The sequence below is a fragment of the Stutzerimonas sp. 21-1 genome, assembly GCF_056336065.1.
This window is the reverse complement of record NZ_CM150500.1, coordinates 659,100-678,122: the sequence shown is the minus strand read 5'-3', so window position 1 is coordinate 678,122 and position 19,023 is coordinate 659,100. Positions and strand designations below refer to the sequence as shown.

Annotated in this window: 17 protein-coding genes and 1 riboswitch; of the genes, 13 read left to right on the top strand and 4 right to left on the bottom strand. The window is 67.7% G+C overall.

The features are described from left to right. The first annotated feature begins 48 nt into the window (after positions 1-48). Positions 49-1,602, top strand: a complete 1,554-nt coding sequence (locus AC0ZJQ_RS03235) for a GGDEF domain-containing protein (protein ID WP_234303273.1) — start codon at positions 49-51, stop codon at positions 1,600-1,602. Positions 1,603-1,612: 10 nt separating this feature from the next. Here the strand turns inward: AC0ZJQ_RS03235 and AC0ZJQ_RS03230 are convergent, their stop codons facing one another. Next, a complete protein-coding gene (locus tag AC0ZJQ_RS03230) occupies positions 1,613-1,942 on the bottom strand; it encodes a four-helix bundle copper-binding protein (protein ID WP_008570545.1) in 330 nt (109 codons plus the stop codon). A gap of 194 nt (positions 1,943-2,136) precedes the next feature. On the opposite strand from AC0ZJQ_RS03230, the gene AC0ZJQ_RS03225 reads away from it, so the two are divergent. The 3 genes from AC0ZJQ_RS03225 to AC0ZJQ_RS03215 all read left to right on the top strand — a co-directional run bounded on the left by AC0ZJQ_RS03225 (position 2,137) and on the right by AC0ZJQ_RS03215 (position 4,389). Beyond that, positions 2,137-2,727, top strand: a complete 591-nt coding sequence (locus tag AC0ZJQ_RS03225; protein ID WP_476477319.1) for an IMPACT family protein — start codon at positions 2,137-2,139, stop codon at positions 2,725-2,727. A gap of 430 nt (positions 2,728-3,157) precedes the next feature. Then, a complete protein-coding gene (locus tag AC0ZJQ_RS03220; RefSeq protein ID WP_008570547.1) occupies positions 3,158-4,108 on the top strand; it encodes an adenosine deaminase in 951 nt (316 codons plus the stop codon). Between the two features lie 110 nt (positions 4,109-4,218). Continuing rightward, positions 4,219-4,389, top strand: coding sequence for a hypothetical protein (locus AC0ZJQ_RS03215; protein ID WP_008570548.1), 171 nt, complete (start codon positions 4,219-4,221; stop codon positions 4,387-4,389). Here AC0ZJQ_RS03215 and AC0ZJQ_RS03210 read toward each other — a convergent pair. After that, complete coding sequence (locus AC0ZJQ_RS03210; RefSeq protein WP_008570549.1) at positions 4,386-5,558, bottom strand: multidrug effflux MFS transporter; 1,173 nt, start codon at positions 5,556-5,558, stop codon at positions 4,386-4,388. The two genes, AC0ZJQ_RS03215 and AC0ZJQ_RS03210, sit on opposite strands and share 4 nt — an antisense overlap. A gap of 196 nt (positions 5,559-5,754) precedes the next feature. Between AC0ZJQ_RS03210 and AC0ZJQ_RS03205 the strand changes: the two genes are divergently transcribed. The 4 genes from AC0ZJQ_RS03205 to AC0ZJQ_RS03190 all read left to right on the top strand — a co-directional run bounded on the left by AC0ZJQ_RS03205 (position 5,755) and on the right by AC0ZJQ_RS03190 (position 11,393). Further along, a complete protein-coding gene (locus tag AC0ZJQ_RS03205; protein ID WP_008570550.1) occupies positions 5,755-6,387 on the top strand; it encodes a TetR family transcriptional regulator in 633 nt (210 codons plus the stop codon). 88 nt (positions 6,388-6,475) lie between these two features. Then, the gene (locus tag AC0ZJQ_RS03200) at positions 6,476-8,854 is read left to right on the top strand and encodes a heavy metal translocating P-type ATPase (protein WP_476477318.1); all 2,379 of its coding nucleotides are present in this window, start codon (positions 6,476-6,478) and stop codon (positions 8,852-8,854) included. A gap of 22 nt (positions 8,855-8,876) precedes the next feature. Continuing rightward, positions 8,877-9,314, top strand: a complete 438-nt coding sequence (gene cueR / locus AC0ZJQ_RS03195) for a Cu(I)-responsive transcriptional regulator (protein WP_008570551.1) — start codon at positions 8,877-8,879, stop codon at positions 9,312-9,314. Between the two features lie 159 nt (positions 9,315-9,473). After that, positions 9,474-11,393, top strand: a complete 1,920-nt coding sequence (locus AC0ZJQ_RS03190; protein ID WP_008570552.1) for a methyl-accepting chemotaxis protein — start codon at positions 9,474-9,476, stop codon at positions 11,391-11,393. A gap of 54 nt (positions 11,394-11,447) precedes the next feature. Here AC0ZJQ_RS03190 and bfr read toward each other — a convergent pair whose 3' ends face one another. Next, entirely contained in the window at positions 11,448-11,915 is a 468-nt protein-coding gene (gene bfr / locus AC0ZJQ_RS03185; protein ID WP_008570553.1) for a bacterioferritin, read from the bottom strand. A gap of 144 nt (positions 11,916-12,059) precedes the next feature. Here bfr and AC0ZJQ_RS03180 point away from each other — a divergent pair, with 144 nt between their 5' ends. Further along, positions 12,060-13,292, top strand: a complete 1,233-nt coding sequence (locus AC0ZJQ_RS03180; protein ID WP_008570555.1) for a TIGR03862 family flavoprotein — start codon at positions 12,060-12,062, stop codon at positions 13,290-13,292. 101 nt (positions 13,293-13,393) lie between these two features. Then, on the top strand, positions 13,394-15,295 hold the full coding sequence (locus AC0ZJQ_RS03175) for a hypothetical protein (protein WP_008570556.1): 1,902 nt from the start codon (positions 13,394-13,396) through the stop codon (positions 15,293-15,295). 66 nt (positions 15,296-15,361) lie between these two features. On the opposite strand, the gene AC0ZJQ_RS03170 is transcribed toward AC0ZJQ_RS03175, so the two are convergent. Further along, a complete protein-coding gene (locus AC0ZJQ_RS03170) occupies positions 15,362-16,687 on the bottom strand; it encodes an RNA helicase RhlE1 (protein WP_213662596.1) in 1,326 nt (441 codons plus the stop codon). Here AC0ZJQ_RS03170 and AC0ZJQ_RS03165 point away from each other — a divergent pair. The 3 genes from AC0ZJQ_RS03165 to AC0ZJQ_RS03155 all read left to right on the top strand — a co-directional run bounded on the left by AC0ZJQ_RS03165 (position 16,686) and on the right by AC0ZJQ_RS03155 (position 19,013). Next, a complete protein-coding gene (locus AC0ZJQ_RS03165; RefSeq protein ID WP_272875802.1) occupies positions 16,686-16,817 on the top strand; it encodes a hypothetical protein in 132 nt (43 codons plus the stop codon). The two genes, AC0ZJQ_RS03170 and AC0ZJQ_RS03165, sit on opposite strands and share 2 nt — an antisense overlap. 8 nt (positions 16,818-16,825) lie before the next feature. Further along, positions 16,826-17,042: riboswitch (cobalamin riboswitch) on the top strand. Next, positions 16,998-17,129, top strand: coding sequence for a hypothetical protein (locus AC0ZJQ_RS03160; protein WP_423836204.1), 132 nt, complete (start codon positions 16,998-17,000; stop codon positions 17,127-17,129). It overlaps the preceding riboswitch by 45 nt. Positions 17,130-17,141: 12 nt before the next feature. Next, positions 17,142-19,013 (top strand): TonB-dependent receptor domain-containing protein, encoded by a 1,872-nt coding sequence (locus AC0ZJQ_RS03155; RefSeq protein ID WP_476477317.1) that lies wholly within the window; start codon positions 17,142-17,144, stop codon positions 19,011-19,013. Positions 19,014-19,023: the final 10 nt, after the last annotated feature.

Sequence of the window (19,023 nt, the reverse complement as noted above, 5' to 3'; positions counted from 1 at the left end):
ATGCCTGCAGTCGGTAACGGGACGCCCGCCTTGTATGTGGAAGAGCCTATGCTGACCAAGCGCCGGCGGTCCTTTACCGGTTTCATCCTGCTGTCGTTCGTGTTGCTCGGCTTCTCGGCCCACCTGCTGCTCAAGAGCGAGCTTCAGCGCTTGGAAATCCGCTTCGCCCAGCAGGTGAACAACGTCGCCAGCAGCGTGCACAACCACCTGGACACCAACGAGGCGGTGCTCGCCGGCTTCTCCGCCTTCCTCCAGGCCGTCGAACAGAACGACAGCGAGGCCGCCGCCCGCTATGCCTCGGCCGTGGTCGCCGCCTACCCGCAGATCTACATGCTCGAAGTGGCGAGCCGGGTCGCGCTGGACGAGCAGGACGCCGTCGTCGACCTGCTGCGCCGCACCTGGCGCGAGGACTTTCAGTTGCAGGACTTTCCCCTGCAGGCCGCGCATGCACTACCGGTTCGCGTGCCGCTGGACGAGACCTGGCCGGTGCTCTTCATGTACCCGCCACACCCTCAGGCTCAATCCATCTACGGCGTCCGGCTGGAAACCGTGGGGCATCTGGCGTACGCGCTGCAGGTGGCGCGCAAACGTCCGCGCTCGGTCGCCTCGCCGGTGTTTTCGATGTTCGAAGGCGGCGACGCCTACATCCTGCTGCGCCGGGTCGAGCGGCCGGTAGATAGCCCGTCGAGTACCCGTGCCAACCTGTTCGGCAACAGCATGGTGGCCATGCTGCTGATCAAGACTGAGTCGCTGCGCGACATCGCGCGCAACGCCAGCACCGATCCGCGTCTGCGCATCGAGGCTTCGCTGCACGCCGCTGCGGGCGGTACCAGCGAGCTGTTCGCCAGTGGTCCGGTGCGCCACGGCGCGTTGGACGCACTGCTGCCGCGGCTGCGCGAGCAGGTCGTGCTCGACAGCCGATCGCAGCCCACCACGCTGCGATTCGAGCGTCAGCTGCATCTTGACGACCTGCTGACCGGAGAAACCCTGACGTTGCTGGCCATCCTCGCCGGCGCCCTGGTGCTGACGCCGACGGTGCTGGTCAGTCACTTCCGGCGTATCGAGCACAGTGCGCGCGAGCATGAGCGCTCCACCTACCTCGCCACCCACGACGCACTGACCGCCCTGCCCAACCGCCACCTGCTGGCCGCCCGCTTCAGCGAAGCCTGTGCCTACCAGCAGCGGCACGGCACGCCGTTCGCGCTGATGGTGGTCGACCTGGACCACTTCAAGGAGATCAACGACCAGCTCGGTCACGAGATCGGCGATCAGGTGCTGCAGGCGGTCGCCCAGCGCATGCTCCACGCAAGCCGGCCCTACGACACGGTGGCGCGCTACGGCGGCGACGAGTTCGTCGTCCTGCTGCGCGACGTGACGCGGCCGGAGCACGCCCTGAGCGCCGGACAGTCGCTTCTGCAGGCGATCCGCGCGCCCATCGCCACCGATGCGGGCGAGCAGACGATCGCCTGCAGCATCGGCATCGCCCTGTATCCCGCCGACGGCGAGACATTCGAAGCCCTGCTGAGCGCGGCGGACCAGGCGATGTACCGCGTCAAGCAGAGCGGCCGCAACGACGTCGCCCTCAGCGACGCCGAAGCCTGACGAGCGGCCGTCAGGCGGCCATGCGTTCGCACTCTTCGGCGCAGCGCCGGCAGGCCTGCGCACAATCCTGGCAATGCGCGTGGGCGTGCTTGGCGCATTCCTCCGCGCAGTCGCGGCAGGCTTGCGCGCACAGCCGGCAGGCGAGCTGCGCATAGGGGCTGTCGCGGGTCATCAGCAGCGCGGCGACGGCGCAGAGGTCGGCGCAATCGCGGTCGAGCTGGATGCAGCGCGCCATCATCTTCACGTCGTCTTCGCGCAGGCACGACGCCGCGCAGGTTTCGCACGTCAGGGCACAGCTGGAACAGGCCTGGATGCATGACTGGTACTGGGGATTGAGCATGACAATGTCCTCCGTTCGGTCATCGGCGAAAGGCGCGGCCGCAAACTCGGCGGCGGCACCTATCTGCTAGGGCGCCCGCGGGCCGCTTGAAGTTCAGCCCGCGTGCCCGACGGTCTCCCCGGCGCGCGCAGCACAGCCGTGCCGCTGCCGTTACAATGGCTGCCCGTCATTCGCCGCCCAGCGCCGTACCCGCCATGCCCTTCACCCTCAGCGCGCCCTGTGAATTGCTGGAAGTCATCAGCAAGAGCCGCTTCCTCGCCAAGGCCGCACCGATCTCGACCGCCGACGAGGCGCAGGCCTTTATCCAGGCCGTCAGCGATCCGACCGCGACGCACAACTGCTGGGCCTGGAAGATCGGCAACCAGTACCGCTTCAGCGACGACGGCGAGCCCGGTGGCACCGCCGGGCGACCGATGCTGACGGCCATCGAGGGACAGGACTTCGACCGGGTGGTGGTGGTGGTGATCCGCTGGTTCGGCGGCATCAAGCTCGGCACCGGCGGGCTGGCCCGCGCCTACGGCGGCACCACGGCCAAGTGCCTGCAGGCCGGCGAGCGCAGCGAACTGGTGTCGCGCTCGCGCTGCCGCTGTCATTGCCGCTTCGCCGAACTGGCGCTGGTCAAATCCTGCCTGGCGGATTTCGAGGCGCTGCTGGAGGACGAACGCTTCGACGCCGAAGGCGCCACCCTCGATATCGCCCTGCCGGCAGCCAGCCTGCAACCGCTGGCACGCCTGCTCGCCGATATCAGCCGCGGCCGCAGCCAGCTGCAAACGCTCGACGACTGAGCCTCGCGGTTGCCCACAATTACTGTGGACGCCGCTGTGGATAACCTTTGCATGATGGCCCGCGAGGCCGCTGCCACGCGGCCTCGCAACAACTGCTCAGATTTTGAGCAATAGCTTCCGATAGCCCCCGCGCACCGCGCCAACCCCTTGAATAGCCGCATTTTTTGACTGATGAGTCGAGAGATGACGTGTTGCCATCTACTGGCACTCCGGCCCCGCAAGTTATGCCCGGATGAAGTGGAGAACTCTGTGAATAACGCTGGGAACAAACGCGCCGGCGCCCGCCAGCGCTGGGCTTCAGACCGCTGGTCAAATAATCGCCAGGCCAGCCGGAGCAGCCGCATGACTGTCATACGCTGCTGCTAGGGCATATCGGTTGCGCCAGGCCACCGATAGAATGCCCCGACACCCGGACGACGAGAATCGCGCTATGTACGAATGGCTCAACAACCTGCCCAAGGCAGAACTGCATCTGCATCTGGAAGGCTCGCTGGAACCCGAACTGCTGTTCCGCCTCGCCGAACGCAACAAGATCGCCCTGCCGTGGAAGGACGTGGACACGCTGCGCCAGGCCTACGCCTTCAACAATCTGCAGGAGTTTCTCGATCTGTATTACCGCGGTGCCGACGTGCTGCGCACCGAGCAGGATTTCTACGACCTGACCTGGGCCTACCTGCAGAAATGCGAGGAGCAGGACGTGGTGCACACCGAACCGTTCTTCGACCCGCAGACCCACACCGATCGCGGCGTGCCCTTCGAGGCCGTGCTCAACGGTATCAGCGCCGCCCTAGCCGACGGCCGCGAGCTGCTGGGCATCAGCAGCGGGCTGATCCTCAGCTTCCTGCGCCATCTGCCGGAAGAGGCGGCGTTCAAGACGCTGGAACAGGCGCTGCCGTATCGCAATGCGTTCTTCGCCGTCGGGCTGGACAGCTCCGAAGTCGGCCATCCGCCGAGCAAGTTCCAGCGCGTGTTCGACAAGGCCCGCGCCGAGGGCCTGCTTACCGTCGCACATGCCGGCGAGGAAGGCCCGCCGGAATACATCTGGCAGGCGCTGGATCTGCTCAAGGTCAGCCGTATCGACCATGGCGTACGCGCCGCAGAAGACCCGAAGCTGATCGCCCGGCTGATCGAGGAACAGATCCCGCTGACGGTCTGCCCGCTGTCCAACACCAAGCTCAAGGTGTTCGGCGACATGCGCCAGCACAACATCCTCGACCTGCTGGAACAGGGCGTGAAGGTCACGGTGAACTCGGACGACCCGGCCTACTTCGGTGGCTACGTGACCGAGAACTTCATGGCGCTGCACGAGAGCCTGGGCATGACCGAGGAGCAGGCCCGACGCCTGGCGCAGAACAGCCTGGACGCACGCCTGGCCTACTGACGACCCGCGACCTGCGAGCCGGCCGTCGCCGTGCGACAACACGCCCGGCGCGCCGGTGCGCTGGCAGGTCTAGAGTGGACTTTCCGCTCACCAATCCTCGAGGGTTCGCCATGAACATTCTCGTCCGCCCGCTCACGCCTCGCCCCGATGGCGCCTGGCAGGTCCGGCTGGATCGTCATCCGGTCACCTTTCGCAACGAGGCCGAGGCCCGCGCGTTTGTCAGCACGCTGCAGCGCCGGCTGGCCGCGCCACACAGCTTGCCGGTCCGCGCCAGCGCTTAGTTGGTCCGCGCCCGCGCGGTGACCCAGGCGGTGACGGCGGCCAGCAGCCCGCACAGGCTGATGACCGCAGCCATCGGCACCGCTGTGCCGTCATGCAGCGCCCCCACGGCGGCAGCCGCCGCCGCGGCGATGGCGAACTGCAGGCTGCCGAGCAGCGCCGAGGCGCTACCGGCGTTGGCACGCTGATCAGCCATCGCGCAGGCGGTGGCGTTGGGCAGCAGGCAACCCAGGCATGCCACCGAGCAGAACAGTGGCAGCATCAGCGGCCAGAGCGCATCGGGCTGCACTGCCGCGACCGCCAGCAACACCAGTGCGCTGGCGAAGTAGAACCAGACCCAACGCCGCACCCAGTACTCCGGACCGCGCCAGCGCATCAGCCGCACATTCACCTGCGCCATCAGGATGAAGCCTGCCGCATTGCTGCCGAACAGCCAGGCGTAGTGCTCGCTCGGCACCCCGTACAGCTCGATGAAGACGAACGGCGAACCGGCGATGTAGGCGAACATGCCGCCCATGCACAGCGCGCCGGTGAGCGTGTGGCCGAGGAAGAAATGGTCGCCGAACAGCCGCCGGTACTGGCCCAGCGCACCGCGCATCGGCGCCGGGGCGTGGCCAGCCGGCAGCGTTTCCGGCAACCACAGCGCCACCGCCAGCAGGCAGCCGGCGCCGAACAGCATCAGCGCGATGAAGATCGCCGACCAGCCGTAGGCCAGCAACAGCGCGCCGCCGGCCGCCGGCGCGAGGATCGGCGCCAGCCCCATCACCAGCATCAGTTGCGAAAACACCTTGGCGCTGGTCATCGGATCGCACAGGTCGCGCACCACCGCGCGCGAAATCACCATGCCGGCGCAACCGCCCAGCGCCTGGACGAAGCGCGCCCCGATCAGCCACTCCATCGACGGCGCGAAGGAGCACGCCAGCGACGCCAGGGTAAACAGCGTCACGCCGGCCAGTAGCGGCTTGCGCCGACCGTAGCGGTCGGCCAGCGAACCATAGACCAGCTGCCCGATCGACAAGCCGACGAAATAGGCCGCCAGCGACAGCTGGACCTGCTCGACATCGGTGGCGAAGGCCCGCGCCAATGCCGGGAAGGCCGGCAGATACATGTCGATGGCCAGAGGACCGAAGGCGCTGAGCGCACCCAATATCAGGAGAAACCGCAGAGGCATACAGGCTCACAGGAAAGGCGGGGGCGCGACGACGGGTCGCCTGGCGTAGGACCGCGAACGTTTACAGGAATGCCGGATGCTGTTACATACACGCTCGATTGTAAACATTCATCGGCAAGCCTTCGGAGCGTCGCTCCGCGCCTTGCTTTCATCGATCGATCGCTGACGCGGCCCCGGGCCGCCCGGAAGCCGAGCCATGCGCCGCACCAAAGAAGACGCGGAGAAGACCCGTATCGCCATTCTGGCCTCCGCCGAACATCTGTTTCTGGACAAGGGCGTGGCCCACACCAGCCTCGACCAGATCGCCCGCGATGCCGGCGTGACGCGTGGCGCGGTGTACTGGCACTTTCAGAACAAGGCTCACCTGTTCCACGAGATGCTCAACCAGGTGCGTCTGCCGCCCGAGCAGATCACCGAACGCCTGAACAGCTGCGATGCGCGGTCGCCGCTGGACTCGCTGCAAATCCTGCGCGATCTCACCGTCGAGGCACTGGCGGCGCTCGCCCGGCACGAACAGAAGCGGCGCATCTTCACCATCCTGCTGCACCGTTGCGAATTCACCGACGAATTGCGCGACGCCGAGGAACGCCACCAGGCGTTCATCAACCAGTTCATCGAACTGTGCGAGAAACTCTTCACCAGCGCCGCGACCTGCCTGCGCCCCGGCGTCACGCCACGGCTGGCGGCGCTCTCGCTGCACGCGCTGGTGGTCGGCCTGTTCAGCGACTACACGCGCGACAACCAGCTGTTCGACCCGCCCACCGAAGCAGCCGCGCTGATCGATCCGCTGTTCCGCGGCCTGATCGGCGACTGGCCGGAGCAAGCCTGAGCCGCGAGGCGCACATCGAGTCGCCTCGGGCTTGACCTTCCAGCAGGGTCAAGGTTGATCCTGCCGGTAGTCATCGAGGAGTCTCGCCATGTCCACGACCACCTTCACCCTCCCCGTCAGCGGCATGACCTGCGCCAGCTGTGCCGGCCGCGTCGAGCGCGCGCTGCGCAAGGTGCCGGGCGTCACCGCGGCGGCGGTCAACCTGGCCAGCGAACAGGTGCGCGTCGACGCCGACGACAGCGAACTCGCGACGCTGATCCAAGCGGTGGAAAGCGCCGGCTACGGCGTGCCGACCCAGGTGGTGGAACTGGCCATCGAAGGCATGACCTGCGCCAGCTGCGTCGGCCGCGTCGAGCGCGCGCTGCTCAAGGTCCCCGGCGTGCGCAGCGCGGCGGTGAACCTGGCCAGCGAACGCGCGCGGGTGGAGCTGCTCGGCACGCTGGAGCCGAACGCATTGATTCAGGCCGTGGAAGGCGCCGGTTATCACGCGCAGCCGATCGAGCAGGCGCAACCGCGCGGCGCCGACAATGCCGAACGACGGCTGCGCCGCGAACGTCTGGCCGTGCTGATTGCCCTGCTGCTGGCTGCGCCGCTGGTCATCCCGATGTTTGGCGACCTGTTCGGGCTGCACTGGATGCTGCCGGCGTGGATGCAGTTTCTGCTCGCCACGCCGGTGCAGTTCATTCTCGGTGCGCGTTTCTATGTCGCCGGCTGGAAGGCGGTACGCGCCAGCGCCGGCAACATGGATCTGCTGGTCGCGCTCGGCACCAGCGCCGGCTACGGCCTGAGCCTGTACCAGTGGTGGGCGACGCCGGCCGGACAGATGCCGCACCTGTACTTCGAGGCCTCGGCGGTGGTGATCGCCCTGGTGCTGCTCGGCAAGTACCTGGAAAGCCGCGCCAAGCGCCAGACCAGCGCGGCGATCCGCGCGCTGGAGGCGCTGCGCCCGGAACGCGCCACGCGCGTCGTCGATGGCCGCGAGGAAGACGTGGCGATCGCCGCGCTGCGCCTGGGCGATCGGGTGCTGGTCAAGCCGGGCGAGCGCTTCCCGGTGGATGGCGAGGTGCTCGAAGGCGAAAGCCAGGCCGACGAGGCGCTGATCAGCGGCGAGAGCCTGCCGGTCGACAAGCGCCCCGGCGACCGCATCACCGGCGGCGCGATCAATGGTGAAGGCCGTCTGCTGGTGCGCACCACCGCGCTCGGCGGCGAGACCGTGCTGGCGCGCATCATCCGCCTGGTGGAGGACGCGCAGGCAGCCAAGGCGCCGATCCAGAAGCTGGTGGACAAGGTCAGCCAGGTGTTCGTCCCCGCCGTGCTGGTCATCGCCGTGGCCACCCTGCTCGGCTGGCTGCTCGCCGGCGCAGCGCTGGAAACCGCGCTGATCAACGCCGTCGCCGTGCTGGTCATCGCCTGCCCCTGCGCCCTCGGCCTGGCGACGCCGGCGGCGATCATGGCCGGCACTGGCGTGGCGGCGCGCCACGGCATCCTGATCAAGGACGCCGAAGCGCTGGAAATCGCCCATGCGGTCACCGCGGTGGCCTTCGACAAGACCGGCACGCTGACGTCCGGCAAGCCGCAGATCATCCACCTGCAGGCGCTCGATGGCGACGAGACGGCACTGCTGCGCCAGGCCGGCGCGCTGCAGCGCGGCAGCGAGCACCCGCTGGCGCACGCGGTTCTGGAGCGCTGCGCGGCGCTCGGCATCGCGCTACCCGACGTCCGGCAGAGCCAGTCGCTGACCGGCCGCGGCATCGCCGGCAGCCTCGACGAGCGCCAGCTGGCGCTGGGCAACCGGCGGATTCTCGATGACCACGGTCTGCCACCGGGCGAGCTGGCTGCCACCGCGCAGACCTGGGAAGCGCAAGGCCGGACGCTCTCCTGGTTGGTGGAAACCGCGCCGCAGCCGCGCGTGCTCGGCCTGTTCGCCTTCGGTGACAGCCTCAAGGACGGCGCCGCCGAGGCGATCGTCGCGCTCAAGACCCGGCATATCCGCTGCCATCTGATCACCGGCGACAACCGCGGCAGCGCCCGTGTGGTGGCCGAAGCCCTGCAGATCGACGATGTGCACGCCGAGGTGCTGCCGGCGGACAAGGCCGCCACCGTTGCGGAACTCAAGCGCGGCGGCGCGGTGGTGGCGATGGTCGGCGACGGCATCAACGATGCGCCGGCACTGGCCGCGGCGGATGTCGGCATCGCCATGGGCGGCGGCACCGACGTGGCCATGCACGCCGCCGGCATCACCCTGATGCGCGGCGATCCGCGGCTGGTGCCGGCGGCGCTGGAAATCAGCCGACGCACCTACCGCAAGATCCAGCAGAATCTGTTCTGGGCCTTTATCTACAACCTGGTGGGCATTCCGCTGGCGGCGCTGGGCTTTCTCAGCCCGGTGGTGGCCGGCGCGGCGATGGCGCTGTCGAGCGTCAGCGTGGTGAGCAACGCGCTGCTGCTCAAGCGCTGGAAACCCTGAACGACGAGCACACGGAGGCAGCATGAATATCGGTCAAGCAGCAGCGCGCAGCGGCCTGTCGGCGAAGATGATCCGCTACTACGAATCCATCGGCCTGATCACTCCGGCCGGGCGCGGCGCCAACGGCTACCGTCGCTACGGCAGTGACGACCTGCACCGCCTGGGCTTCATCAAGCGTGCGCGCGACCTGGGCTTCTCCCTGGAGGAAGTCGGCCGGCTGCTCACGCTCTGGCAGGACCGCCAGCGCGCCAGTGCCGACGTCAAGGCGCTAGCCGCCGGACATATCGTCGAACTGAACCGCAAGATCGCCGAACTGGTCGGCCTGCGCGACACCCTGCAGGAGCTGGTCGACCACTGCGCCGGCGATGATCGCCCGGATTGCCCGATCCTGCGCGGCATCGAGGCGGGCTGTTGTGCAGCCAGTTCCGACGCGGAGTCGGCGCCTCCTGCCGAGCGCTGATCCGGCGCCGCCGGCCAGCCCGCGGCGCGCGGGCAGCGACTATTTCTCGCCTTACGTTCAAGTTTGCATGTCGACCGCCGACAGGAGGAGCGAAGACACCGGCGGGCCGCTCACAAGGCCGCTCGTTCGGAACGAACTCCTCATCATGGTTGGACTGTCATGCACAACTGGTTTGCAAACATGGGCGTCAGTAGGAAGCTCGCGCTGGGCTTCGGCGCCGTACTCACCCTCACCGTCATCCTCGCGTGGAGCGGCTGGGGCAGCCTGGGCGGCGTCATCCAGCGCAGCGGCTGGATGACCGACATCTCGCAGCTCAACAAGACGCTGACCGACCTGCGCATCGCCCGCCTGCAATTCATGCTGGCCAACGGCGACAGCGAATCGACCGCGCGACTGGACAAGAACCTGAGCGTGTACATCGCCCAGCAGACCGAACTGCTCAACACCTTCAAGCATCCCGCCGACGCCGCGCTGCTCAAGGAGCAGGCCGGTTACAACGCGCAGTACCAGAACTCGCTGAACGACATGCGCCGCGCCTACGCGCAGGCGAACGACGCCCGGACCTCGATCGAGGCCGCCGCCAGCCGCCTGCACGAGCTGACCGCCGGCGTCACCGAAGGCGTGCTGCAGCTGCCGGAGGATGACGCGCAACGCTTCGCCCAGCTGCTCGCCATCACCCGCATCAAGGAAGACGTACAGCGCGCGCAGTACCTGCTGCGCGTCTACATGGCGGCACCCGGCAACGCCGCCGCCCAGGCGATCTACACGCAGCTCGACGCCGCGCAGGCCAGCGTTGCCGAGCAGGGCGCGGCGCTCGATGCGCACCGCCAGACGATCCAGGGCGTCGCCGCAGCCCTCGACCAGTACCGCACCACCATCGAGTCGCTGGAAGCGGCCATCCAGGCCATCGCCAAGTCGCGCCAGGAGATGACCGACCAGCAGAAGGAAATCGTGCGCATCAGCGACACGCTCTACCAGTACCAGCTCGATCAGCTCGACAGCGAAAGCGCCGCAGCGCGCAGCCAGCTGCTGGTGAGCACACTGCTGGCGCTGCTGCTCGGCGTGCTCGCCGCCTGGCTGATCACCCGGCAGATCATCCTGCCGCTGCGCGCCACCCTGGCCGACGTCGAGCGCATCGCTTCCGGCGACCTCAGCGCCACCGCGCCGGTTCAGCGGCGCGACGAACTCGGCGTGCTGCAGCGCGGCATCCAGCAGATGGGCGCGACCCTACGCGAGCTGATCGGCGGCATCCGCGATGGCGTCAGCCAGATCAGCGCCGCCGCCGAAGAGCTGTCCGCCGTCACCCAGCAGACCAGCGCCGGAGTGAACAGCCAGAAGGAAGAAACCGATCAGGTCGCCACCGCCATGCACGAAATGTCGGCCACCGTGCAGGAAGTCGCACGCAACGCCGAACAGGCGGCGCAGGCCGCCACCGACGCGGACAACGAAGCCCGCGAGGGTGATCGCGTGGTGACCGAGGTGGTCACGCAGATCGAGCGCATGGCCGAGGCGGTGGAACGCTCCACCCAGGCGATGAGCGCGCTGCAGAGCGAAAGCGACAAGATCGGCAGCGTGATGACGGTGATTCGCGCGGTTGCCGAACAGACCAACCTGCTGGCGCTCAACGCCGCCATCGAGGCCGCGCGCGCCGGCGAGGCCGGGCGTGGCTTCGCCGTGGTCGCCGACGAGGTGCGCGGTCTGGCGCAACGCACGCAGAAATCCACCGAGGAAATCGAAGGGCTGGTGGCCGCGCTGCAGAACGGCACGCAGGAGGTCGCGACGATCATGCACACCAGCCGCGACCTCACCGACAGCGGCGTCGAGCTGGCGCGCCGTGCCGGTGCTTCGCTGGGCAGCATCACCCGCACGGTGTCGAACATCCAGGCGATGAACCAGCAGATCGCCGCGGCCGCCGAGGAGCAGAGCGCGGTGGCCGAGGAGATCAGCCGCAGCGTGGTGAATGTGCGCGATGTTTCCGAGCAGACCGCCGCGGCCAGCCAGGAAACCGCCGCCTCGAGTACCGAGCTGGCGCGGTTGGGCGGTCAGTTGCAAACGATGGTGAGCCGTTTCCGGCTCTGAGCACTACGGGAAGGCCGCGAGACGCGCCGGGCGCAGTCTCGCGGTGAACGCAGCTCAGCTGGCCTGCGATTGCAGGTAGTTCTGCAGACCGATACGGTCGATCAGGCCGAGCTGCTGCTCGAGCCAGTAGGCGTGGTCTTCCTCGGTGTCCTGCAGTTGCGCGGCCAGGATGTCGCGGGTCGCGTAGTCGCCGTGCTGCTCGGCCAGGGCGATGCCCTTGGCCAGCGCGGCGCGGACCTTGTACTCCAGCGCCAGATCGCTGCGCAGCATGTCCGGTACCGTGTGGCCGGGGTTGATCGCTTCGGGCGTCATGTCCGGGGTGCCTTCGAGGAACAGGATGCGCTTGAGCAGCGCATCGGCGTGCTCGGTTTCTTCCTGCATCTCGTGGTCGATGCGCTCGTAAAGCCGGCTGAAGCCCCAATCGGCATACATGCGCGAATGCAGGAAGTACTGATCGCGTGCCGCCAGCTCGCCGCGCAGCAGCTCCTTCAGATATTCGACTACCGGTGCCTGGCCTTTCATGGGTTCTCTCCGACGGGATATGCATCACGCGCGCAAGCATCGACGCAGAACCGGCAGCGGTCAAGTTTGCCGGGGCAGCCGCGCTGCCAGCGCCACGACGACTCGCTACAATGCCCGCCCTTCATTTTTCGCCAGGCTTGCGCCATGACCCGTTCCGCCCGCTCGTCCCGTGTCGCCATCATCGGCGGCGGCCCCGCCGGTCTGATGGCGGCCGAGGTGCTGAGCCAGGCCGGCGTCGCAGTCGAGCTTTACGATGCGATGCCTTCGGTCGGCCGCAAGTTCCTGCTGGCCGGCGTCGGCGGAATGAACATCACCCACGCCGAGGACTTCGCCACGTTCGTCGGCCGCTACCGCGAACGCGCCGACGCACTGCGCCCGCTGCTGGAAGCCTTCGGTCCGGATGCGCTGCGCCAGTGGATTCACGGTCTGGGCATCGACACCTTCGTCGGCAGCTCCGGCCGGGTATTCCCGACCGACATGAAGGCCGCGCCGCTGCTGCGCGCCTGGCTCAGACGCCTGCGCGACAGCGGCGTGCACATCCATACGCGCCATCGCTGGCTGGGCTGGAACGAGCGCGGCCAGCTGCGCATCGCCGGGCCGGACGGCGAGCATCTGCTCGACGCCGACGCCACCCTGCTCGCCCTCGGCGGCGGCAGCTGGGCGCGGTTGGGCTCCGACGGCGCCTGGGTGCCACTGCTGCAGGCACGCGGCGTCAGCGTTGCGCCGCTGCGCCCGGCCAACTGCGGCTTCGAGGTGCCCGCCTGGAGCGATCACCTGCAGCAGAAGTTCGCCGGTGCGCCGCTGAAGACCGTCAGCCTTGCGCTGCCTGGCGAAGCCCCACGCAAAGGCGAGTTCGTGCTCACCGCAACGGGTATCGAGGGCAGCCTGGTCTACGCGCTTTCGGCGCCGATCCGCGAGGTGCTCAGCCGCGACGGCGTCGCCACCGTGCTGCTCGACCTGCTGCCGGATCGCAGTCAGGCACAGGTCGCCAGCGCGCTGGCCAAGCCGCGTGGCTCGCAGTCGATGGCCAAGCACCTGCATCGCCAGCTCAAACTCGACGGCGTCAAGGCGGCGCTGTTGCGCGAGCTGACCGACACCGCGACCTTTCAGGACACGGCGGCGCTGGCTGCCGCCATCAAGGCGCTGCCGCTCCGTCTCGTCTGCGCACGGCCGCTGGACGAGGCGATCAGCAGCGCCGGCGGCGTGCCATTCGAGGAACTGGATGCGCAGCTGATGCTCAAGCGCCTGCCCGGCGTGTTCTGCGCCGGTGAAATGCTCGACTGGGAAGCGCCCACCGGCGGCTATCTGCTGACCGCCTGTTTCGCCAGCGGCCGGGCGGCGGCCGACGGCATGCTGCGCTGGCTGCGCGACCACTAGCCACCTCGCCTTGCCGGCGTTGCGCTGCTAGCTTCAGTGGCATCGAGCGCGCCACTGCATCCGTCCCGGCGCGCCGCCCCCATGCAAAGCGAGGCAAGCCGATGGCCGTCAATGCAATTCCGGTGGATCAACGCGTCATCGACATCGACTCCCGACGCTTCGCCTCGATCGAGAAGGCGCTGGTCGAGCTGCTCACCAACAGCGACGACAGCTATGCCCGGCTGGAGGCGGCCGGCGTTGCGGTGTCCGGGCAGCTGCTCATCCAGTATGAACGCCACCGCCGCGGCGCCCTGCTGGCGGTCACCGATCAGGCACAGGGCATGCCCTTCGCCACCGCCTGCTTCATTCTCAGCTACGGCGGCGCCCACAGCCCGCTGGCCCAGGGCATCGGCGGCGGTCGCGGCTACTTCGGCCGCGGCCTGAAGCAGGCGATCTTCGGCCTCGGCTACGGTTGGCTGGAAACCATCCACGAAGGGCGGCTGTCGCGCATCGAACTGTTCCGCGCCGAGAACGGCGGCTACCTCTACGACGACGGCGGCCAGGACCGTCCCGTGACCGAGCGCGACCGCGAGCGCCTCGGCATTGCCGGCAATGGCACCCGCGTGGCCATCGTCATCGAAAGCAGCCAGGTCAGCATCTCCCAGTTCAACGCCCTGATCGACTCGCTGGCCAACAACATCTACCTGCGCGATGTGCTGAACCGTCGGCACGTGGAGCTTGCGCAACTGCGCGATGGCGTGGAGATCGAGCGCAGCGGGCGGATTCGTTTCGACGAGCCGCCCTCACTGCTGCTGCTCGGCCCCGACCAGCCGGGGGAGTTCCACTGCGACGGGCAGACCTTCCCCTTCAGCCTGACCCTCAAGCGTGCGCTGGACGCGCAACTGGTGCCGCGCGGCGACGAGCGCACCAGCGGTCTGCTGGTGCTGTCGGGCACGGCGGTGCTGGATTGCCAGCTGTTCGACTACGAGAACCAGGTCGGCACCGAATACCTGTTCGGTACGCTGCGCTGTCCGGCATTGATCGAACAGCTCGGCCAGGGCGTAGCGGTGATCAGCGACGAACGCGCCGGCTTGAATCCGAAAACGCCGCTGGTAGCCGCCCTTTCCAAGGCCGTCAGCCAGCTGATCGCGCCCTTCGTGATGGCCGAGCAGGAAAAGCTCAAGCACCTGGAGCGCGCCACTACCTCGGGGCGCACCGCGCACATGATCGACCACCTGCTGCAGCGCATGAACCAGGCGGCGATCCACGATTTCGGCGTCGTCCCGCCGGCAATTGCTGCGGTGACCGCTTCGGCCAGCGATGGCGAACCGGCCGCGGCGCTGCGCTTCAGCACGCCGTTCTACTACCGTCCGCCGGAGCACCCGTTCCACGTCCGCCTGCTGTTCGATCGGCAGCAATTGCCCGACGACACCATCCTGCAGGTCGAGGCATCGCTCAGCGAAGGCCTGTACATCGATCCGCTGCCGGCCGCGGTCGCGCTGCAGAGTCTGGGCGAGGAGCCGTATCTGCAATGGACGGTGCGCGGCCAGTCCGCCGCCGAGCATGGCGAGATCGTCGTGCGTGCCGGCAGCTATCTCGCCTGGTGCGAGATCGTCATCGCCGAACAGGCAACGGCGCATGCCCATCACCGCAAAACGCCGCATCCATCGACCGGCAAACACCGCCCCGCACGCGATCACGGTGAAGCCATGTTCACCGGCTACGAGTTCCGCTATCTGGGCGAGGACATGGATCGGGCGGTGTACAGCGCGGCGGAGCGCAAGATTCTGATCAACACCGCCGCGCCCACCGTGCAGCTGTACGTCGACGGCCACGGCAACTTCCGCGACTCCGCCCGCCTGCTGCTGGCCGAGCTGTTCATGGACGTGATCGCCGAGGAACTGGCGCGCTGGAAACTCGACAAGTCGGGGCAGGCTGGCGACGTCGCCGCGTTCCATGCGGCCAAGGGCGAGATCATCCGTCGCTACGGCAGCGACATCCACCTGTCGTTCATGCGCGGCTGAGGTACGCCGGCACGGACTGCGGCCCTTCGGTGGAAAAGGCTGCGCCGTTTTCCACCCTACGACCGATCAGCGCTTCTTCGCCGGTTTGCCGCCGCCCAGGCTCGGTACCTTGCGGATGGGTTTGGCGTTGGGCTTTTCGTTCTCGTCGAACCAGTTGCCGAGGTGGATCTTGCCCTTGCCGGCAGCGTCCTTGGGCTTCTTCGGTTTCTTCGGCTTCTTGATGATCTGCCCGCCGAGGGTGGTGGCCGGCACGCGGTGATCCGGCACGAAGCCCAGCTCGTCGTGGCGCGGCAGCACCTGGTTGATCAGGGTTTCGATGGCCGCCAGCTGATCGACTTCATCGGCGCTGACCAGCGAGACCGCCTCGCCCGTGGCACCGGCGCGGCCGGTGCGGCCGATGCGGTGCACGTAATCTTCGGCGACGGTCGGCAGGTCGAAGTTGACCACCTGCGGCAGGTCGTGGATATCCAGCCCGCGCGCGGCGACATCGGTCGCCACCAGCACCTGTACTTCGCCGGCCTTGAAGCGCTCCAGCGCGCGCAGCCGCGAGGCCTGCGGCTTGTCGCCGTGGATCGCATCGCTGGCAATGCCCTGCGCCTGCAGCTCATCCACCAGCTGGTCGACGCCCTTGCGCGTCTTGACGAACACCAGCACCTGGCCCCAGCGCCGTTCCGCCAGCAGATACAGGAACAGCTCGGACTTGCGCTTCTTGTCCACCGGCACCAGCCACTGCTTGACCGTCTTCGCCGCGGCATTGCGCGGGCTGACCTCGACCGACAACGGGTCGCGCAGCAGCTCGCGGGCCATCTGTCGGATCGCCTCGGAGAAGGTCGCGGAGAACAGCAGGGTCTGGCGCTTTTTCGGCAACGCGCAGAACAGCTGGTCCAGCTCGTCGGCGAAACCGAGGTCGAGCATGCGGTCGGCCTCGTCGAGCACCAGCGCCTGCAGCTGGGCGAAGCCCACGGCATTCTGCCGGTAGAGATCGAGCAAGCGGCCGGGCGTGGCCACCAGCACGTCGATACCCTTGCGCAGCGCCATCATCTGCGGGTTGATACTGACCCCGCCGTACACCGCATAGGTACGCAGCGGCAGATTCTGCCCGTAGACGCGAAAGCTCTCGTGCACCTGCTCGGCCAGTTCGCGCGTCGGCACCAGCACCAGCGCGCGCACCGAATTGCTCGCTACCTTGGCGCCTTCCATGGTCAGGCGCTGCAGCAATGGCAGGGCGAAACCGGCGGTCTTGCCGGTGCCGGTCTGCGCTGCCGCCATCAGGTCGCGGCCCTTGAGCACGGCGGGAATGGCTTCGGCCTGCACCGGCGTCGGCTTGCGGTAGTCGAGGGTTTCCAGGGTCCGCAGCAGCGGATCGATCAGGCCCAGGGAGGCGAAGGTCATGGCAGGCTCGCAGCGCCGGTTCGGCATGGTGAAAAACGCGGATTCTAGCAGGCACGGCTGCGCCATCGTGGCGCCGCTGTCGCCGCATACCTCCTTCGATCAGCTTGTGTTTGCCGGCACGCAGCCGTAAGGTTCGCGCGATTTCTTATCCGCCCAGGTGTGCACGACCGCAAGGTCCGCATTAAACGGGAAGCCGGTGCGCTCGCGAGAGCAAGGCCGGCGCTGCCCCCGCAACGGTAATCGACCGCGATCCAGCCGGATCGCCGTCCGCTCGACAGCCACTGTGTTTCGACATGGGAAGGCGAGCGCGATGAGCGTCGAAAGCCCGGAGACCGGCCTGGTGGATTCGACGGGTGTTGCGGAGGGCAGCACCGTCAAGCGCGGCCGTCTGCCCTTTCGCCCCCGCTTGTTCCTGCCCTCCTCGAAAGCTGTGATCTTTTGAGGAACTCCAAGAATGAAACTGTCCCGACTTGCCCTGGCCGTGGCGCTGCTGCCCGGCACGCAGGTGTTTGCCGACGCTACCACCGCCAACAGCTACCAGCTGCCCAACATGCTGGTGACCTCCGCGCGCCAGGCTGAACCCCGCGCCACCGCCACCGCCGCCAACACGGTGTTCACGCGCGCCGATATTCAGCGCCTGCAGGCGCGCAGCGTGCCGGAACTGCTGCGTCGTGTGCCGGGTGTGACCGTCGGCAGCGCCGGCGGCCTGCCGTCGCTGTCGCTGCGCGGCACCGGCACCGCGCAGACCCTGGTGCTGCTCGATGGCCAGCGCATTTCCTCGGCTACCAGCGGCTTCGCCCGCCTCGATTACCTCGCCATCGACAACATCGAGCGCGTCGAAGTGATTCGCGGCCCGCGCTCGTCGCTCTATGGTGCCGATGCGATTGGCGGCGTCATCCAGATCTTTACGCGCAGCGGTGAGCCGGGCGTGAAGCCGGAAATCCGCCTTGCCGCCGGCAGCAACCAGACCTTCCAGCGCAGCCTGAGCCTGGCGACCGGCACCGAGCAGACCCGTGTCCATCTTGGCGCGAGTCTCGACGAGCGCGACGGTTTCGATATCAGCCGCGACAACCGCGGTGCCGACAGCGACGACGACGGTCAGCGCGCACGCGCCATGCACCTGAAGCTGGATCACCAGCTCAATGCCGACTGGCAGGCCGGCCTCAGCCTCAACGACCAGCGCGGCGAGAACGAATACGACGATGCCTATGACTTCGCGCCGGGCACACCGCAGGACGAATTCCGCGTCAGCAGTTACAGCGGCTATCTGGACGGTCAGCTGACCGATGTCTGGAACAGCCGGCTGGAACTCGGCCGCAGCTTCGACCGCAACAAGGTGGTGGGTGCCGGCAGCGCTTGGAATAACGGCTTCCTGGAAACCACGCGGCACTCGGCGGCCTGGATCAACCGGCTGCAACTGAGCGAGCGCCAGCAGTTGAGCCTCGGCAGCGACTGGTACGAAGACCGTCTCGACGCGTCGACCGCTTATCAGGAAGACAGCCGCGACAACCTGGCCTTCTTCGCCCAGCACAGCTTCCAGGGCGACAGCTTCGGTACCGAGCTCGGCCTGCGCCACGACGACAACGAACAGTTCGGCAGCCACAACAGCTGGAACGCCGCCTTCAGCCTGCCGGTGGGCGATTCGCAGCGCTGGATCCTGAGCTACGGCGAAGGCTTCCGCGCGCCGACCTTCTCCGACCTCTATTACCCCGGAATGGGCAACGCCGGCCTGAGCCCCGAAACGTCGAAGACCTACGAGCTGCAATGGCGCGCCGACGTAGAAGGCACTCAGCTGGAAGCCTCGGTCTACCGCACCGACGTGGAAGACATGATTGCCTGGAACAGTGCCGCCAACCGTCCGGAGAACATCAGTCAGGCGCGGATCAACGGCTTCGAGGTCAGCGTGGCCCGCGAGCTGCTGGGCTGGCAGGCCAGCCTGGGCGTGAGCGTCATCGATCCGCGTGACCGGGACAGCGGCCATGCCCTGCCCCGCCGGGCCAAGCGCACGCTCAGTGTCGACATCGATCGCGAGTTCGGCAGCCTGTCGGCCGGCGCTGGCTGGCACATCTCCAGCGCCCGCCAGGACAACGCGGCCAACACCCGCGAGCTGGCCGGCTATGGCATCTTCGACCTGCGTGCGGGCTGGCAGAGCCATCCCGAGCTGCTCTGGGAGGCCAAGGTCAACAACCTGTTCGACCGCGAGTACGCGCTGGCAACCTACGACCGCCCCACCGGCCCAGGCTGGACCGATCCGGTGCTGAACTACGGTTATCGCGAAGCCGGACGCACCGTCCTGTTCGCCATGACCTGGACCCCTTCGCTCTAAGCAGAAAGCG

Bases quoted from the DNA above. Each gene is read 5' to 3' on its own strand.
- AC0ZJQ_RS03235 (WP_234303273.1), top strand. From the start codon at position 49: ATGCTGACCAAGCGCCGGCGGTCCTTTACCGGTTTCATCCTGCTGTCG.
- AC0ZJQ_RS03230 (WP_008570545.1), bottom strand. From the start codon at position 1,942: ATGCTCAATCCCCAGTACCAGTCATGCATCCAGGCCTGTTCCAGCTGT.
- AC0ZJQ_RS03225 (WP_476477319.1), top strand. From the start codon at position 2,137: ATGCCCTTCACCCTCAGCGCGCCCTGTGAATTGCTGGAAGTCATCAGC.
- AC0ZJQ_RS03220 (WP_008570547.1), top strand. From the start codon at position 3,158: ATGTACGAATGGCTCAACAACCTGCCCAAGGCAGAACTGCATCTGCAT.
- AC0ZJQ_RS03215 (WP_008570548.1), top strand. From the start codon at position 4,219: ATGAACATTCTCGTCCGCCCGCTCACGCCTCGCCCCGATGGCGCCTGG.
- AC0ZJQ_RS03210 (WP_008570549.1), bottom strand. From the start codon at position 5,558: ATGCCTCTGCGGTTTCTCCTGATATTGGGTGCGCTCAGCGCCTTCGGT.
- AC0ZJQ_RS03205 (WP_008570550.1), top strand. From the start codon at position 5,755: ATGCGCCGCACCAAAGAAGACGCGGAGAAGACCCGTATCGCCATTCTG.
- AC0ZJQ_RS03200 (WP_476477318.1), top strand. From the start codon at position 6,476: ATGTCCACGACCACCTTCACCCTCCCCGTCAGCGGCATGACCTGCGCC.
- cueR (WP_008570551.1), top strand. From the start codon at position 8,877: ATGAATATCGGTCAAGCAGCAGCGCGCAGCGGCCTGTCGGCGAAGATG.
- AC0ZJQ_RS03190 (WP_008570552.1), top strand. From the start codon at position 9,474: ATGCACAACTGGTTTGCAAACATGGGCGTCAGTAGGAAGCTCGCGCTG.
- bfr (WP_008570553.1), bottom strand. From the start codon at position 11,915: ATGAAAGGCCAGGCACCGGTAGTCGAATATCTGAAGGAGCTGCTGCGC.
- AC0ZJQ_RS03180 (WP_008570555.1), top strand. From the start codon at position 12,060: ATGACCCGTTCCGCCCGCTCGTCCCGTGTCGCCATCATCGGCGGCGGC.
- AC0ZJQ_RS03175 (WP_008570556.1), top strand. From the start codon at position 13,394: ATGGCCGTCAATGCAATTCCGGTGGATCAACGCGTCATCGACATCGAC.
- AC0ZJQ_RS03165 (WP_272875802.1), top strand. From the start codon at position 16,686: ATGGCAGGCTCGCAGCGCCGGTTCGGCATGGTGAAAAACGCGGATTCT.
- AC0ZJQ_RS03170 (WP_213662596.1), bottom strand. From the start codon at position 16,687: ATGACCTTCGCCTCCCTGGGCCTGATCGATCCGCTGCTGCGGACCCTG.
- AC0ZJQ_RS03160 (WP_423836204.1), top strand. From the start codon at position 16,998: ATGAGCGTCGAAAGCCCGGAGACCGGCCTGGTGGATTCGACGGGTGTT.
- AC0ZJQ_RS03155 (WP_476477317.1), top strand. From the start codon at position 17,142: ATGAAACTGTCCCGACTTGCCCTGGCCGTGGCGCTGCTGCCCGGCACG.